A 14,958-nucleotide genomic window follows, 5' to 3' on the forward strand; every position below is an offset into this window, starting at 1 on the left:
AAGCGAGGCAGTCTCCGGGCAACGTTACGGTGGGCGATATAGGGGGGCTTTCGCTTGCCGCAAGTCGCCTGCACGCCTTATGGCAGCGGCAGTTCCCGACGATCGGAGTCCCGATGCGAAACATCCGCCTGCGCGCATTCGGCGTGGCTTTTCTTGGCCTTGCGCTCTCCGCCTGCCAGCCATCCGCGCCCGATGCGGTGGCGGTAAAATATGCGTGGGCGCGGCTTTCGCCCGTCGCGGGCCGCCCGGCGGCGCTGTATTTCACCCTCACGGGGGCGGCGAAACCCGATCGGCTGGTCGCGATCGACAGCGCGCTGGTGCAGCGGATCGAGCTGCACGAGAGCATGGGTGGCGGCACGGAGGGCATGATGTCGATGAAGCCGCTGGCCGGGGTGGACGTGCCGCCCGGCGGCTCGGCGCTGTTCCAGCCCGGCGGCAAGCACGCCATGCTGTTCGGTGTCGACCCGGCGATCACGCCCGGCACCGCCATTCCCCTGCGCTTCCGCTTTGCCAGCGGCAAGGCGGTGGAAGGTGAGGCGAAGACCGTGGGCGCGGGCGGCGAGGCGCCCGGTTTCTGATCCGCACGACACCGCCCGCCCTGTCGGCCAACCGGTTGAGCCGGCGGTCTAAGGCGCGCATCATCCGCTCGTCCGCCGCCGGGCAGGCATGCGCATCGGCGATCGCCTCGGGAGAGCACAGCGATGGTCGATGAAGACGGAACCGGCCGCTCCAGCGTTCGTCGCGAGATCGGGCGGACCGGGGACGTAGCGCATCCGGCGCGCGGTGTTATCGGCAAATTCCCCCGCCGCGTCAGCACCGCCGCGCGATGGGTCTGTCGCCATGTGCGCGGCCGGAGGCTGACGGCAGGCGAGCTCGACATGATCGACGCGATGTTCGGCACGACCAGGGGCATCGCCTCCGCCCGCATCTTCCCCTTCAACTTCTGGTGGCCGTACCCCAACGACCGCGCGATGACGCCGGACGGCAGCATCTATTTCCCCCGACGCGATTACCGCGACGATTTCAGCGCCCCCACGGTGTCGATATCGTTGAGGGCGCTGTTCCTGCACGAGGCGACCCACCTCTATCAGACGTACGTGCTCGGCTATTACCTGATGCTCTCCGGGCCGTTCGACCGGAACTACGAATATACGCTCGTCGCCGGCAAGCGGCTCGAGGATTACGGCATCGAACAGATGGGCCAGATGGTTCAGGACTATTATCGGCTCATCCACGGCGTCTCGATACTGGGCGGTGTCTACATGCCGGATGATTACAGGGACGCCCTCCCCGTGAGGACAGGGTAGAACCCGTCGCCACCTCCGTCCTGCTCGCGATGCTGGCGGGATGCGGCGACCCCCGCGTGGATATGGCGGGTGACGCACCGGGAGCGGCTACGCCGAAGCCATTCGGATAGAGCGACAGCAGCCAGGCCGGAGGAGATACGTCGATATCGGACCGAACCGGCGCGCTGATCGTCGGCGGCTTCGACCGCATCGGCGCGCGTCGGCCAGTAGCAACGCTTGGGCAGGACAATCGAGCAGGCCGTCGACGGCCCCGGAGAGCCGCGCGAGGCCGGCCCGCAATAGAGGTCGGCCCGCCATATCTGCATCTGCTGTTCGAGCGCGGCCTCGGTCGGGCGCCGGATGCGATCCCGGTCGATCCGGTCCTCTCCGCCTGCTGGCACCGGATCGAGACGATCCGCAACGACGCCCCCGAACGCCGCATCGTGCTGCGACGCCAGCGCCTTCCCCGCTTCGATCGTCGGCCAATCGGGGTCGAGCGACCGCCGGCGCACAGGCATGAACAGGCCGCCGCAGTTGCCTGCGGCGGCCTGTTCATCAGCAAGCGAGCGGCCGGTCAGGCCTGCGCGTCGACCTTCGTGCCAGCGGCACCGGCCTTGGCCACGCCCACCATAGCGGGGCGCAGCAGGCGGTCCTTGATCATATACCCGGCCTGCATCTCATGCACGACGGTGCCCGGCTCGGCGCCGTCCTGCTCCATCTCCATGATCGCCTGATGCCTGTTCGGATCGAGCTTGGCGCCCATAGCCTCGATCTTCGAGATGCCGTGGCGGCCGAACACCGTCTCCAGTTCCTTGCCGGTCATCTCGATGCCGGTGACGAGGGGCTTCATCTTCTCGTCCTCGCGCAGCGAATCGGGGATCGCGGCCAACGCGCGTGCCAGATTGTCGCTCACCGACAGCAGATCGCGCGCGAAGCCGGTCGTGGCATAGGCCTGCGCGTCCTGCTTTTCCTTTTCCAGCCGGCGGCGCACGTTCTGCGTCTCGGCCTGTGCGTAGAGCACCTCGTTCTTCAGCCGTTCCAGCTCGCCCTCCAGCCGGGCGAACGGGTTCTCGTCGGCAGCGTCAGCCGCCGTCTCGTTGGTGTCGATGTTCGTCGTATCGTCTTCGTTCATGCCATCAATCTCGATAGTGCCTGTGCCGTAAAATCCACCATGGGCACGACGCGCGCATAGTTCAACCGCGTCGGCCCGATCACCCCCACCACGCCGACCACCCGGCCCTCGCCATCGTGATAGGGTGCCGCGATCACCGAGGAGCCGGAAAGCGAGAACAGCTTGTTCTCCGATCCGATGAAGATCTTCATCCCCGCGCCGCTGCGCGCGCGATCGAGCAGGCGGGCGATCTCCTCCTTGCCTTCGATCTCGTCGAGCAACTGGCGCACCCGTTCCAGATCGGCGGCGGCGGTGGCGTCGATCAGGTTGGCGGCGCCGCGCACGATCAGCACCGGCCGCGCCGCATTGTCCTGCGACCAGACCGCCAAGCCGCGCGCGATCAGTTCATGCGCGGCGCTATCCAGCGCGGCGCGGCCCTCGCCGATCTCGTGGCGCAACCGCGCCTCCGCCTCGCGCAGGGTCAAGCCCGCCAGCCGCTCGGTAATGTAATTGCCCGCCTCCACCAGCGCGGAAGGCGGCAGCCCGCGCGGCAGGTCGACCACCCGGTTCTCCACCGTGCCGTCATGCCCCACCAGCACCGCCAGCGCCTGCCCGTGCGAGAGCGGCACGAAACCGAACTGGCGCAATACCGGCTCCCGCCGCGGCACCAGCACGATGCCGGCGCAGGCGGACAGGCCGGAGAGCGCGGCGCTGGTGGCGGCCAGCGCCTCCTCGATCGGCCCGCCGCCCAGCGCCCGCGCCTCGATCGCCGCGCGTTCCTGCGCCGAAGGGGCGGCTGCCTGCATCATCGCATCCACGAACAGCCGCAGCCCCGTCTCGGTCGGCAAGCGGCCGGCGGAGGTGTGCGGGGAGGCGAGCAGGCCGCGCTCCTCCAGATCCTGCATCACGTTGCGGATCGAGGCGGGCGACAGGTTCAGCCCCGGCAGCCGCGCGATCGTCTGCGAGCCGACCGGCTGGCCGGATCCCAGGTAATTTTCCACCACCAGCCGGAACACGTCACGCGCGCGGGCGGACATCTCGCCGATCGGCGCGGCGGACAGGATGGGGCCGTTCATGGCGCCGATATAGAGCAACCGCCCCGCCCGCTCAACGAGGCCGCCGTCGTGACCGCCCCCGCAGCCCCACGCCGACCGCGGCGCACAGCACGAAGCGCGGTGCCCACGGTTGCCGATCGCGCCTGATGCCGGGGGCGAGCCACCGGATCGGCCCGTCCCCTGCCCGATCCCCGGTGGCCCATCGCCAGCGCCGCGAAGTCCACGATCCGCAACAGTCGGGCTATCGCCCTCTCCTTCACACTGGCGGCCGGGTGCCGCTGCCGCTACATGCGCCTGCCGCCCCGATCAGCCCAGACCAAGCAAGGACATTCCGATGCGCCCCTCCGGCCGTGCCCCAGACCAGATGCGACCCATTTCGATGGAGACCGGCTTCACCAAGCATGCCGAGGGTTCGTGCCTCGTCAGCTTCGGCGACACCCGCGTACTCGTCACCGCCTCGCTGGAGGAGCGCGTGCCGCCGTTCCTGCGCGGCAAGGGCAAGGGCTGGGTGACGGCGGAATACGGCATGCTGCCGCGCGCCACGCACACCCGCGGATCGCGCGAGGCGGCCAAGGGCAAGCAGTCCGGCCGCACGCAGGAGATCCAGCGGCTGATCGGCCGATCGTTGCGCACCGTGGTGGACATGGCAAAGCTCGGCGAGCGCCAGATCACGATCGACTGTGACGTGATCCAGGCCGACGGCGGCACCCGCACCGCCGCCATCTCCGGCGGCTGGGTGGCGCTGCGCCTCGCGGTGGACAAGCTGCTCGCCTCGGGCGCGCTGACGCAGGATCCGATCGTCGCGCAGGTCGCCGCCGTCTCGTGCGGCATCCACGAGGGCACGCCGGTGCTCGACCTCGACTATATCGAGGATTCGAACGCGCACGCCGACGCCAATTTCGTGCTGATCGGCGACGGCAACATCGCCGAGGTGCAGGCCACCGCCGAGGGCGCGACCTACGACGAGGAGGCGCTGCTCCGTCTGCTGCGCCTCGCCCGCATCGGCTGCGGCGAGATTTTCGCCGCGCAGCGCCGGGCCACCGGCCGGTGACGGGCGCGCATCGCAGGCTCGCCCCCGGCCGGCTGGTGATCGCGAGCCACAACGAGGGCAAGGTGCGGGAAATCCGCGCCCTGCTCGCCCCCTTCGGGATCGAGCCGGTGTCCGCCGCCTCGCTCGACCTGCCGGAGCCTGAGGAAACCGGCACCACCTTCGCCGCCAATGCCGAGCTGAAGGCGCGTGCGTCGGCCGATCTCTCCGGCCTGCCCGCGCTGGCCGACGACAGCGGCCTGTGCGTCGAGGCGCTGGGCGGCGATCCGGGCATCTTCTCGGCGCGCTGGGCGGGCGAGAGCAAGGATTTCGGCGTGGCGATGCAACTGGTCGAGGATGCTCTCGGCAAGGCCGGGCCGGAGACGGGGCGCGATGCGCATTTCGTCTGCGCGCTGTCGCTGTGCTGGCCGGACGGGCATATCGAGACGTTCGAGGGGCGCAGCGACGGCACCCTGGTGTGGCCGCCACGCGGGCAGCAGGGCTTCGGCTACGATCCGATGTTCCTGCCCAACGGCCACAAGCAGACCTTCGGCGAGATGGACCCGGACGCCAAGCACGCGATGAGCCATCGCGCCAAGGCGTTCGCCAAACTCGTCGCGGCGGTATTTTGAATCCCTCCCCCGGGCCGGGTCGAGGGGCGGCGTTACGGGAGAACCGTGGCGACCCCTCGACTGCGCTCGGGGAACGGCAAGGCGGCGACCTCGCGCTTTATATCCACTGGCCGTTCTGCGTTTCCAAATGCCCATATTGCGACTTCAACAGCCACGTCCGCGCCGGCGTGGACGAGGATCGCTGGCGTGCCGCGTTGCTGTCGGACATGGCGCATGAAGCAACGTCGCTGCCCGGTCGCCGGCTGACCTCGATCTTCTTCGGCGGCGGCACCCCCTCGCTGATGCCGCCCGCCACCGTCGCGGCGCTGATCGCGGCGGCGGAGCGCCACTGGGGCTTTGCGCCCGATATCGAGATCACGCTGGAGGCGAACCCCTCCTCGGTGGAGGCGGCGCGCTTCGCCGATCTGGGCGCGGCCGGCATCAACCGCGTCTCGCTCGGCCTGCAATCGCTCGACGACGATGCGCTCGCCTTCCTCGGCCGCGCGCATGGCGTGGCCGAGGGGCTGGCCGCGCTGGAAACAGCACAGGCCGCGTTCGCCCGCGTCAATTTCGACCTGATCTACGCGCTGCCCGGCCAGTCGCTGGCGGCATGGCAGGCGATGCTCACCCACGCGATCGGCCTCGGCACCGGCCACCTCTCGCTCTACCAGCTCACCATCGAGCCGGGCACGCGCTTCGCCACGCTGGCCGCACAGGGCAAACTGGTGCCGGCCGACCCCGATCACGCCGCCGACCTCTTCGAGGCCACCCGCGCGCTCACCACCGCCGCCGGGCTGCCCGCCTACGAGGTGTCGAACCATGCGCGGCCGGGCGAGGAGAGCCGCCACAACCTCACCTACTGGCGGCAGGGCGACTATGCCGGCATCGGCCCCGGCGCGCACGGCCGCCGCCATGGCCACGCCACCATCCGCCATCGCAAGCCGGAAAACTGGCTCGCCGCGATGGACCGCAACGCCCACGGCATCGCCGAGGACGATATCCTCACGCCCGAGGCGCGCGCCACCGAGGCGCTGCTGATGGGGCTGCGACTGGCCGAGGGGATCGATCCGGCCGCCATCGCCGCGCGTACCGGGATCGCGACGGCTCGGTTGGTCGATGCCGCCGCCGTCGCCAGGCTCGAGACGCTCGGCCTCGTTGCGCAGAGGCGCGACCGGCTGATCGTGACGGAGGCCGGCATGCTGCTGCTCGACGCGATCCTGCCGCAGGTCGTGGCGATCGGCTGACCTGCCGCTACGGCAAGGCCGCCGCTGCAACATGGCGCAACATCCCCGAAATCCGCCTGCGATCCACCCGGCCTATCCCCTGCGCACCACGCAGGAGACACCCCTTGAGACGTTCGCGCATCACCGATTGCCGCGCTGGCATCCACCAGCCCGACCGTTCGACCGCACGCGGTGACGACGGCATCCAGCGCAGCAGTTGCCGCGGTTGCGGCTGCGCGCTGATGCGCACCGGCGCGACGCGGATCTGGTTCCTTTCCAGCCTGATCGGCTGACCGGCGACGGGAAGAGTGACGAACAGTTTCGGCCACGCGGCATACTTTGCGCGCTTTCATGACCCCATGACTGCGACCGAGAGATCGGTAGTAGTAATCACCTGCCTTCGGGGGTCTGATCGGAGAGGCCAACCAATCCGTCGGCTTGCCGGGATGGCTTGATAGCCGACAGGGCGGTCTAGCTCTGCCCCACGTGGCCCAGCGGCCAGTCAGACCTTTAACCCCGCTCCCCTACGTCAGCGACCTTGAAACGTATCGAGCCTATGGCGCCCTCCGGCACCGCAGCGAAGACAGGAGGCAGGGTTCCCGGTCAGCCAGTCTTCGGGCGAGGCAAGGTGCCGCTACGAAGCAAGGCCGCTGGCAGTGCCACCGGCCCCCGGCACCTCAAGTGCCCCGTCAACGACTGATGCCGCCGTCCGGACCGCTTACCTGCCTCGAGCCCAGTCCGCGTGACGCGAAGCCGCGTGCGACCCGCCAGCGCTTTACGGCGTGCCGTCAGACGCGGGCGCGGCCGTCTCGCCCGATCCGTCCGCAGCATCCTCGGTCCGTGTCACGCGGGAGGTGAGGCCGCTGGCGTCGGCATCTTCCAGCATCTGCGCATCGGGGGACGGTGGCTCTTCGGCCGGCAGCGCGTCGGCCACGTTGGCATCCGGCTCGGGCAGCTTTGGCGGCGGCGTCACCTTTTCCACGACGGGTGGCGGCTCGGCCGGAGTGGGCAGCACCTCCACCACTTCGTTCGCGAAGGTGTCGTCCTCACGCTGGGGCGGGGATTCGGAACACCCCGCCAGCACCGCCATCGCCAGCCCCGCCACGATCAGCCCGCGCCCGATCGCTCCGCCACGCTTCGCGTCGCGCCGTTCCCCCGTCATGCCCATCACGCCCCCCCGGAAACCGATGCCGTCACCACCGGCGCACGCCGCGCGCTCGCCGCCACCTTGTTCGCCAGCGTGTCGTCCCAGCCATAGGGGTCGGCCCGGAAGCTGACCTGCCCGTTGGCGCTGGCGAATGCCGTCCAGTAGAGCAGATAGACGGAAATCGGCTGCGGCAGCCGCGCACGCACGGTATCGCCCTTGTCGATCGCGGCCTGCACCGCATCGCCCTCCCACTTCGCGTCGCCCGTCAGCGCCAGTTCGGCCAGATCGACCGGCCGCTCTAGCCGCACGCAGCCGTGGCTGACCATGCGGGCATAACGCGAGAAGGTGGCGCGCGACGAGGTGTCGTGCAGGTACACCCCATAGGGATTGTCGAAATCGAACTTGATGCGGCCCAGCGAATTGCCCTCGCCCGGTTTCTGCTGCAACCGCGTGCCGCCACCGTCGAGCGGGATGATCTTGAAGCCGGCGCGCTTCAGATAGGCAGCGCCCTTCGGCATTAATTCTTTCTTCGCGATCGACTGCGGCACGTTCCACGGCGGGTTGATGACGATGCTGTGGATGCTCGATTGCAGCATCGGCGTCTCGTCGCCCGGCCGCCCGGTCACGGCGCGCATCGAGGTGACGGGGGTATCACCCTTGAACATCGTCAGCACGGCGGCGGCGATGTTCACCTGGATGCGGTCGGCCGGCAGATCGGCCGGCAGCCAGCGCCACCGCTCCATGTTCGCGACGATCTGGCGCACGCGCTGCGCGGCCGGTACGTTCAGCGCGGCGAGCGTCTGCTGGCCGGCGGTGCCGGTCGGCTCCAGCCCGTAACGCTTCTGTGCGCGGCGGACATGCTCGGCCAGCTTCGTGTCGAACTTGTCAGAGGTGCCGAGGTCGGCGTCCTTGTCCTCCACCGCCAGCCGCTTGCGCAGCGCCACCACGCGCGGGCCACTGCTGCCGGGGCCGATATCCGGCCCGGCCGGGACCACCGGCCAGCCACCGCTCGCCTCGATCTGGCGATAGGTGGTGAGGCCACGACGCAACGCATCGTAACCGGCGTAGGGCGGCGGCAGCGATGCGATCCAGCTCGCCAGCCGGTCCTGCGTCACTGCCGCGACGAAGCCCGGCCACGGATCGTAGGCGGCGGGGCGCAGCCCCCACGCCGGGAGGTAGTCGGCCTTGGTGAGGCGCCCTGCATGCAGCGCGCGGGCATGATCCATCACCGCCCCGATCAGCGCCGGATCATCCGGTCCGAGCGCGACCGGCTGGACGGACGATTTCGCCGGATCGGCGGTCAGGCCGTGCGCCGAGGCACCGTCGAGCATCTGACGCAGCAGTTTTGCCTGCGCCGAGGTCAGCGTTGGGGCGGGGAGCGGAGGGGTGGCGACGGTGCGGTCCAGCGGCAAGGGCATCACCGTCATCGGCGCGTCGGGCACCGGCACCTGCGATTCGACCGGGGCGACCGCGAGGCCTGTCATCAGCGCGGCCGCGCCGATCCCGGCCAGCCAGGCGGGCATACGCATCCCGCCGTTCGACAAACTGCTCATTTCCACGCCCCCGTCTGCCATGCCACCATACGCGGGGCATGTCGCTGAAACCCTATAGTCGGCCACCGGCCGCGCAAGCCCTGCCGCATCATGACGGCCGGCAAACCACTCGAAACCGGACCGCGCATCGGCTACCGCCCGGCTCTGCGAACGCGACCCCGCGTCCCGCAATGTCCCTAACGAAGACGAGGCCGCTTCGCTCCCGATGACCGAACGATGCCCTGCAGGCCAGTCCTGGGTCGCCCGCCGCACGCTTCTTGCCGCCGGCCTCGGCCTCGCGCTCTCCACGAGGGCGGCGGGCGCGGTGCCGCAGGCCGGGCTTGCGGCGATCGCGCGGGACATCCGGCCCGATCTGGTGGCTGCGGCGTCGGCGGCGCTGGCACGGCACGAGTCGGCGATCTGGTCGCGCGATGCGATCGCAATCGTCGATTTCGCGCTGCCGTCCGCCACGCCCCGGCTGTACCTGATCGACCTGCTCGGCGGCACCGTCACCACGATGCTGGTGGCGCACGGCAAGGGGTCCGATCCCGATCACAGCGGCATGCTCGCCGCCTTCTCCAATGTGGAGGGGTCGGCCGCCACCTCGCGAGGGGCCTACCTTACCGGAGAGGCATACGACGGCATCCACGGCGCCTCGCGCCGGCTGATCGGGCTGGACCCGAGCAACGACCACGCCGAGGCACGTGCCATCGTGATCCATTCCGCCTGGTACGTCGGGCCTGAGATCGTCGCGCGACAGGGCGTGCTCGGCCGCAGCGACGGCTGCTTCGCCGTCTCGACCGCCGATATCGGCCCGTTGCTGGCGCGGCTCGGGCGCGGGCGGCTGCTGTACGCCGGCTGAGGCTTCGCTCAAGACGGCCGCGCACCGGCGAACGACACCACCGCCCGCGTCACGTTCTGCATCAACTGCATCCGCGCCCAGATCGGCTGGCGGGTGCTGGCGATCATTACCGCCACCGCGAAGGTGCGGCCATCGGGCGCGGTGAGCAGGCCCACGTCGTTGTAGCCGGTGGCGAGGCTGCCCAGTTCCTGTCCCGTCCCCGTCTTGTGCGCGAAGGCCCAATTCTCGCCCAGGCCGCCCTTCAGCCGCTGCGGCCCGGTCTTGCTCTGCGCCATGATCGACAGCAGCACCTGCGTCGATCCCGGCGAAAGGATATCGCCCTTGCGCAATCGGGCGAGCGCGGCAACCATGCCTTCGGGCTGCGCGCCGTCCATCGGATCGGCGAGGTAGCGTTCCAGCGCGGCGCGGCGCACCTCCAGCGGCAGCGCGGCGCGGGCGACGAGCCAGCCCTGCCCGCCGGCATATTCCGGCTTCCATTCCATGCCGGCGATCCGGCTCTGCAACAGTTTCTCGCCCGGGCCGAAGGCGATGCCGGAAATGCTGGCGCGGGTGAAGAAGGCACGCACCGCCGACGGGCCGCCCACGCGTTGCAGCAGCACGTCGTTGGCAGTGTTGTCGCTCTGCGTCATCGCGATGGTCAGCAGGTTGCGGATGCTGGTGGTGAAACCGTCCGGCCCCATCATCGCGCGGACCGGCTGGTGAAACAGGGTGAGGTCGGACCGGCGGACGGTGATCGGGTCTTCCAGCCGCAACGTGCCGCGATCCACCGCGTCGAGCAGGGTAAGCGCCACCCACAGCTTGCTCACGCTCTGCTGCGGGAAACGGCCGGTGCCGTTCCACGACACGCTCCATCCGGCCTGCACGTCGCGCACGGCGATGCCGACGACGCCGTCGAACCCGCGCCCCAGCCGCTCCAGTTCGCTCAGCAGCATCGCGGGCGGGCGCGGCGTGGCGCCGGGCGGCACGACACGCGGCTGCACCACCCGCACCGGCGGTGTCGGTGTGGACACCCGCTGCGGCGCGGAGGGCGAAACGCAGCCGGCCAGCAAGACCGGCAACATGATCGCCGCCCGATGCCGGCCGCCGGCCCGCCGGATCGTCTTCCGCAACTCGCTCGTCATCCGTTCACCCCGATTTTGCCGACCCTATGATCGGCCGGGATGAATCCCACCTGTATCGCCGGTCAACCGTTTTCCGCAGGCGGAGGCTAGAGGACCGCCTCGATCAGTCCGAGCGACCGTGCTTCCTCCGCCTCGATGTACCAGTTGCTGGGCGCGCGCTCGAGCACCTCGTCCATCGTCACGCTCGATCCCTGGATCAGGCTGGCAAAGCCCTCGTTCTGGATCAGGATCGAACATTCGATCTCGTGGAGCAGCGCCGTCACCCCGGCGATGCAGGTGGTCAGCGGCCCCTCGACATGAAGATCCTTCTTGATCTTGCGCTCGTGGATCATCAGCCGGGTGCCGCGGGTGAGATAGCGGTTCGGCCGCGCGAAAAAGCTCATGAAGGTGGTGCCGGCCGAATAGATTGCCGCCTTCCCGAGGAAGACGAAGCGGCGCTGTCCGCCAGAGATGTCGCTGTGGAAGCGGATGTCCTCGCCCATCATCCGCGCCACTTCGGGATCGCCGCCCAGCGTGGTCAGTTCGACCACCACGAGGCCGCTCTCGGGGGCATTGTCCAGCTGCTGCCGGAACAGCTTGTACATGTCGTAATCGACCGTGCCGGACAGCAGGATCGCGGGGGCATGGAAATCGGCCGCCTGTAGAAGAGTGGTCTGCATGGTCGCTCCCGATGGCTGGAATTGCGGGGGCGAACGCCGCCGGTGGTGGTTCGATCCGTCCGGCGTGCAAAAAGACCCATTCGGACGCCATGTCCGCCATCCGGCGATATGCCGCCGGGGACGGTCAGCGGCGTCGGCGATCATGCCGGACGATCGCGGGCGATGGGGGCGATGGGGGATCGCCGTTGCGAGCTAGACGCCGTGCCACACCGTACGGGCCGGGGCGGGCAGCAACCCCGGGCCGCCCCCGTCGGCCAGCAGCCGGGCGATCGCGGCGGCGGGGAGCGGGCGCGCCAGCAGGAAGCCCTGCACCTCGTCGCATCCCATCGTCGCCAGCGCCGCATTCTGCCCGGCCGTCTCCACCCCGCCCGCCGTCACGTGCAGGCCGGTCGCCTGCGCCAGCCGGATGATCGCGGCGATCACCGCATCGCCATCCGCATCGCGGTCGATCGCCTGCACGAACGAACGGTCGATCTTCACCCGGTCGATCGCGCACTGGCGCAGCGAGCCGAGCGAGGAGAAGCCGGTGCCGAAATCGTCCAGCGCCATCTGCACGCCGTTGGCGCGCAGCAGCATGATGTTCGGCCGGCAATCCTGCGCATGTTCGATGTAGCGGCTCTCGCCGATCTCCAGCTGCAACCGCGCCGGCTCGAACCCGCTTTCGGCCAACAGCGCCATCACCCGCGCGGCGAACCCCGGCCGGCGAAGCTGGAGGGCCGAGACGTTGATCGACAACCGTCCCACCGGCCAGTCGCGCGCCGCGCGGGTCGCCTCGCGCAGCACCCATTCGCCGATCGCCTCGATCAGCCCGCTTTCCTCGGCCACCGGCAGGAAGGCGGCGGGCGGCATCATCCCCTTGGCGGGGTGATGCCAGCGGACGAGCGCCTCCACCCCGGTCATCGCCCCGCCGCGCATCGCGAACTGCGGCTGATAGTGGACCGCCAGTTGATCCCCCGCCAGCGCGGCCCGCAGATCCTGCTCCAGCGAACGGCGCGAACGCAGCGTCGAATCCATTTCCTCGGCGAAGACGGTGAAGCGGCCGCGCCCGTGCGATTTGGCATGATAGAGCGCGATGTCGGCCTTCCGGCTCAGTTCCACCCGCTCGACGCTGTGGACCGGCGCCAGCGCCACGCCGATGCTGATGCCGACATGCGCCTGCCCGCCCAGCACCTCGAACGGCGCATCGACCGCCTCGATGATCCGCAGGCAGAGGATCTCGATATCGGCAGGCGAGCCAACGCCCGTCTGGAGAATGGCGAACTCGTCGCCGCCCAGCCGCGCCACCGTATCGCTTTCGCGCACCAGCATGGCGAGGCGACGGCCCAGCTGCCGGATCAGGTCGTCCCCCGCCGGGTGGCCGAGCGTGTCGTTCACGTTCTTGAACCGGTCGAGATCGAGATACAGCAGCGCCGCCCGCCCCGCCCCGCGCCGGACGCCGGCCAGCGCCTGATCGAGCCGGTTCTCGAACAGGGCGCGGTTGGGCAGCCCGGTCAGGCTGTCATGGAAGGCCAGATGCTCGGCGCGCGCGCGGCTCAACTGAAGCTGGGCGGTGCCCCGGCGGAGGCGCAGCATCAGCCAGCCCAGCACGCCGCCGATCAGCATCAGGCCGAGCGCCAGCCCCGGCGCCAGCCGGCCGAGCACCCGCGCCCCCGGCTCGAACGGCCGCCACGCGATCCGCCCCAGCAGCACGCCGTCTGCCGAGCGCAGCGGCACGCCGATCTCGCCGGGCCTCAGCTCCCCCGGCGGGGCGAAGCGGACGTCGCGGAACCAGTAAGCGCCGGCCAGCCGGGTCAGGAAGCTGCGATCGAGGAAGCGCACGCTGACGTGGAGGAACTCGCTGCCCGCCGCCTGCCGGATCCTGCCCGTATCCGAGACGATCGGCTTCACGCTGACGATCGCCGGCCGCCCCGCGACCATGCCGAGGTCGCTCGCGCCGTCGCTCAGTACGGTCGTATCGCGACGGGGAACGGGATCGCGCATTTCGGCGCGCAATCGCATCATCAGCGGACCGGCGGTCGGTTCCGCCACGGCGTAGCGTGACGGCGCGGTCCTGCGCCCGTCCTGCATGGCGTACACCGGGCGCCCGCGCGGATCGACGACATAGGTCTGGTCGTGACCGTAATAGCTGTGCATCCACACGCCGAGATTGGCATCGAGCCAGTCCCTGTCGAGCGGTGCGCGGCGGACCTGCACGACAGCGTCGTCCCAGACGGTGGACGCCTCCTGATCGTGGGCGACGGCGCGAATGCTGTCGTGCAGCACCACTGCGAACAAGCCGGCCTGCCGCTGCCGCGCGGCCTCGTCCACGGCATGGGTCGACCAGGCGAGCAACAGCGCCAGGACAGCCGCCGTCAGGCTCAGCGCGATCGCGACCGGCAGCACCACCTGCGCGAGAAACTGTCGCTTCGCCCGATATTCCTGCACGCCATCCCATCCGACCGTTCGGCTGACATTCGATAGGACGAGATGTTTAACAAGCGGTTCTGGTGCAAACCTCGTTTTAACCACGGTCGGGCAAGAAACGACGATGGTTCCGCCTCCCCGTCCACGCGCCCGCCCCCTCGGTGCGATCCTGCTGGCCATCGTGCTCGCATCGGCCGCCCGTGCGGCGCCGGCCGATCTGTCCGCCAACATCGGCGTCGTGTCGGACTATCGCTTTCGCGGCGTCAGCCTCTCGAACCGGAAGCCGGCGTTGCAGGGCGGCGTCGACCTCGGCCTCGCGGGTGGCTGGTATGCCGGCACCTGGGGATCGACGATCGCGCGCTACGGCGGATCGCGGGCGGAGGTGGACCTGTACGGCGGGCGGACGGGCCATGTCGCCGGATTCGACTACAGCCTCGGCGCGTCGCTCTACCTCTATCCGCGCGGACGGCGGGTGAACTATGCGGAGGTGCGCGCCGAATTCAGCCGCCCGGTCGGCCCGGCGACGCTGGCGGTCGAGGCCGACTACGTGCCCGAGCAGCATAACAGCCGCACGGACAACATATACGTCGGCGCACGCGCCACCCTCGTCATGCCGGATACGCCGTTCTCGCTCACGCTGCGCGGCGGATATGAGGATGGCTTCTATGCCCGCAAGCTGGACTGGGAGGCCGGCCTCGCGGTGGGCGACGACCACCTCTCCGGTTCGGCCTCGCTGACGGGCAGCCATCAGGGCGGCGCCGGCGATACCGGCCGGCTGGGGCGAACCGGCCTGCGTTTCGCATTGGCGGCGAGTTTCTGAACCGGCCAAACGCGCCATTCGACTTTCGTCGAATGATCCAGGGCGCCAAGCGGCCGTGCGCTGCCATCTGCATTGGGTTCCGCTACGGCATGACGGGGCAG

Annotated in this window: 16 protein-coding genes; 8 read left to right on the forward strand and 8 right to left on the reverse strand. The window is 69.7% G+C overall.

Annotation, left to right across the window (positions count from 1 at the left end; all coding sequences use genetic code 11):
• Positions 1-113 precede the first annotated feature (113 nt).
• Positions 114-578, forward strand: a complete 465-nt coding sequence (locus FOY91_RS01540) for a copper chaperone PCu(A)C (protein WP_145147414.1) — start codon at positions 114-116, stop codon at positions 576-578.
• 300 nt (positions 579-878) lie between these two features.
• The gene (locus tag FOY91_RS01545; protein ID WP_145147416.1) at positions 879-1,307 is read left to right on the forward strand and encodes a hypothetical protein; all 429 of its coding nucleotides are present in this window, start codon (positions 879-881) and stop codon (positions 1,305-1,307) included.
• Here FOY91_RS01545 and FOY91_RS01550 read toward each other — a convergent pair.
• Genes FOY91_RS01550 through hrcA form a run of 3 tightly spaced genes read right to left on the reverse strand, consistent with a single transcriptional unit; the run spans position 1,274 to position 3,473 of the window.
• Positions 1,274-1,804, reverse strand: coding sequence for a hypothetical protein (locus FOY91_RS01550; protein WP_145147418.1), 531 nt, complete (start codon positions 1,802-1,804; stop codon positions 1,274-1,276). The two genes, FOY91_RS01545 and FOY91_RS01550, sit on opposite strands and share 34 nt — an antisense overlap.
• A gap of 56 nt (positions 1,805-1,860) precedes the next feature.
• Positions 1,861-2,418 carry a nucleotide exchange factor GrpE gene (gene grpE / locus FOY91_RS01555; protein ID WP_145147420.1) on the reverse strand — a complete coding sequence of 186 codons (558 nt, stop codon included), beginning with the start codon at positions 2,416-2,418 and terminating at the stop codon, positions 1,861-1,863.
• Positions 2,415-3,473: a heat-inducible transcriptional repressor HrcA gene (hrcA, locus tag FOY91_RS01560; RefSeq protein WP_420822849.1), complete on the reverse strand. Its 1,059-nt coding sequence runs from the start codon at positions 3,471-3,473 to the stop codon at positions 2,415-2,417. Before hrcA ends, grpE begins: the two co-directional genes overlap by 4 nt.
• A gap of 313 nt (positions 3,474-3,786) precedes the next feature.
• Here hrcA and rph point away from each other — a divergent pair, with 313 nt between their 5' ends.
• The 4 genes from rph to FOY91_RS21515 all read left to right on the forward strand — a co-directional run bounded on the left by rph (position 3,787) and on the right by FOY91_RS21515 (position 6,606).
• Positions 3,787-4,503 carry a ribonuclease PH gene (rph, locus tag FOY91_RS01565; RefSeq protein WP_145147422.1) on the forward strand — a complete coding sequence of 239 codons (717 nt, stop codon included), beginning with the start codon at positions 3,787-3,789 and terminating at the stop codon, positions 4,501-4,503.
• Positions 4,500-5,111 (forward strand): RdgB/HAM1 family non-canonical purine NTP pyrophosphatase, encoded by a 612-nt coding sequence (gene rdgB / locus FOY91_RS01570; RefSeq protein WP_145147424.1) that lies wholly within the window; start codon positions 4,500-4,502, stop codon positions 5,109-5,111. The genes rph and rdgB overlap by 4 nt, the downstream gene beginning before the upstream one ends.
• Before the next feature lie 101 nt (positions 5,112-5,212).
• Positions 5,213-6,334, forward strand: a complete 1,122-nt coding sequence (hemW, locus tag FOY91_RS01575) for a radical SAM family heme chaperone HemW (RefSeq protein ID WP_238995174.1) — start codon at positions 5,213-5,215, stop codon at positions 6,332-6,334.
• 104 nt (positions 6,335-6,438) lie between these two features.
• Entirely contained in the window at positions 6,439-6,606 is a 168-nt protein-coding gene (locus FOY91_RS21515) for a hypothetical protein (protein ID WP_162527097.1), read from the forward strand.
• Positions 6,607-7,088: 482 nt separating this feature from the next.
• Here FOY91_RS21515 and FOY91_RS01580 read toward each other — a convergent pair whose 3' ends face one another.
• Both FOY91_RS01580 and FOY91_RS01585 read right to left on the reverse strand, forming a co-directional pair.
• Positions 7,089-7,481 carry a hypothetical protein gene (locus FOY91_RS01580; protein ID WP_145147429.1) on the reverse strand — a complete coding sequence of 131 codons (393 nt, stop codon included), beginning with the start codon at positions 7,479-7,481 and terminating at the stop codon, positions 7,089-7,091.
• Positions 7,481-9,013, reverse strand: a complete 1,533-nt coding sequence (locus FOY91_RS01585) for a L,D-transpeptidase family protein (protein ID WP_238995168.1) — start codon at positions 9,011-9,013, stop codon at positions 7,481-7,483. The genes FOY91_RS01580 and FOY91_RS01585 overlap by 1 nt, the downstream gene beginning before the upstream one ends.
• A gap of 205 nt (positions 9,014-9,218) precedes the next feature.
• Here FOY91_RS01585 and FOY91_RS01590 point away from each other — a divergent pair, with 205 nt between their 5' ends.
• Positions 9,219-9,854 carry a murein L,D-transpeptidase catalytic domain family protein gene (locus tag FOY91_RS01590; RefSeq protein ID WP_145147431.1) on the forward strand — a complete coding sequence of 212 codons (636 nt, stop codon included), beginning with the start codon at positions 9,219-9,221 and terminating at the stop codon, positions 9,852-9,854.
• 8 nt (positions 9,855-9,862) lie between these two features.
• On the opposite strand, the gene bla is transcribed toward FOY91_RS01590, so the two are convergent.
• From bla to FOY91_RS01605, 3 genes are all read right to left on the reverse strand, one after another.
• The gene (bla, locus tag FOY91_RS01595; RefSeq protein WP_145147434.1) at positions 9,863-10,975 is read right to left on the reverse strand and encodes a class A beta-lactamase; all 1,113 of its coding nucleotides are present in this window, start codon (positions 10,973-10,975) and stop codon (positions 9,863-9,865) included.
• Positions 10,976-11,061: 86 nt separating this feature from the next.
• Positions 11,062-11,634, reverse strand: a complete 573-nt coding sequence (locus FOY91_RS01600; protein WP_145147436.1) for a peptidase S14 — start codon at positions 11,632-11,634, stop codon at positions 11,062-11,064.
• Positions 11,635-11,826: 192 nt separating this feature from the next.
• A complete protein-coding gene (locus FOY91_RS01605) occupies positions 11,827-14,058 on the reverse strand; it encodes a putative bifunctional diguanylate cyclase/phosphodiesterase (protein ID WP_238995169.1) in 2,232 nt (743 codons plus the stop codon).
• Between the two features lie 103 nt (positions 14,059-14,161).
• Here FOY91_RS01605 and FOY91_RS01610 point away from each other — a divergent pair, with 103 nt between their 5' ends.
• Complete coding sequence (locus FOY91_RS01610; protein ID WP_145147440.1) at positions 14,162-14,857, forward strand: TorF family putative porin; 696 nt, start codon at positions 14,162-14,164, stop codon at positions 14,855-14,857.
• Positions 14,858-14,958 lie beyond the last annotated feature (101 nt).

This window comes from Alterirhizorhabdus solaris (assembly GCF_007785815.1).
Classification (GTDB): domain Bacteria; phylum Pseudomonadota; class Alphaproteobacteria; order Sphingomonadales; family Sphingomonadaceae; genus Alterirhizorhabdus; species Alterirhizorhabdus solaris.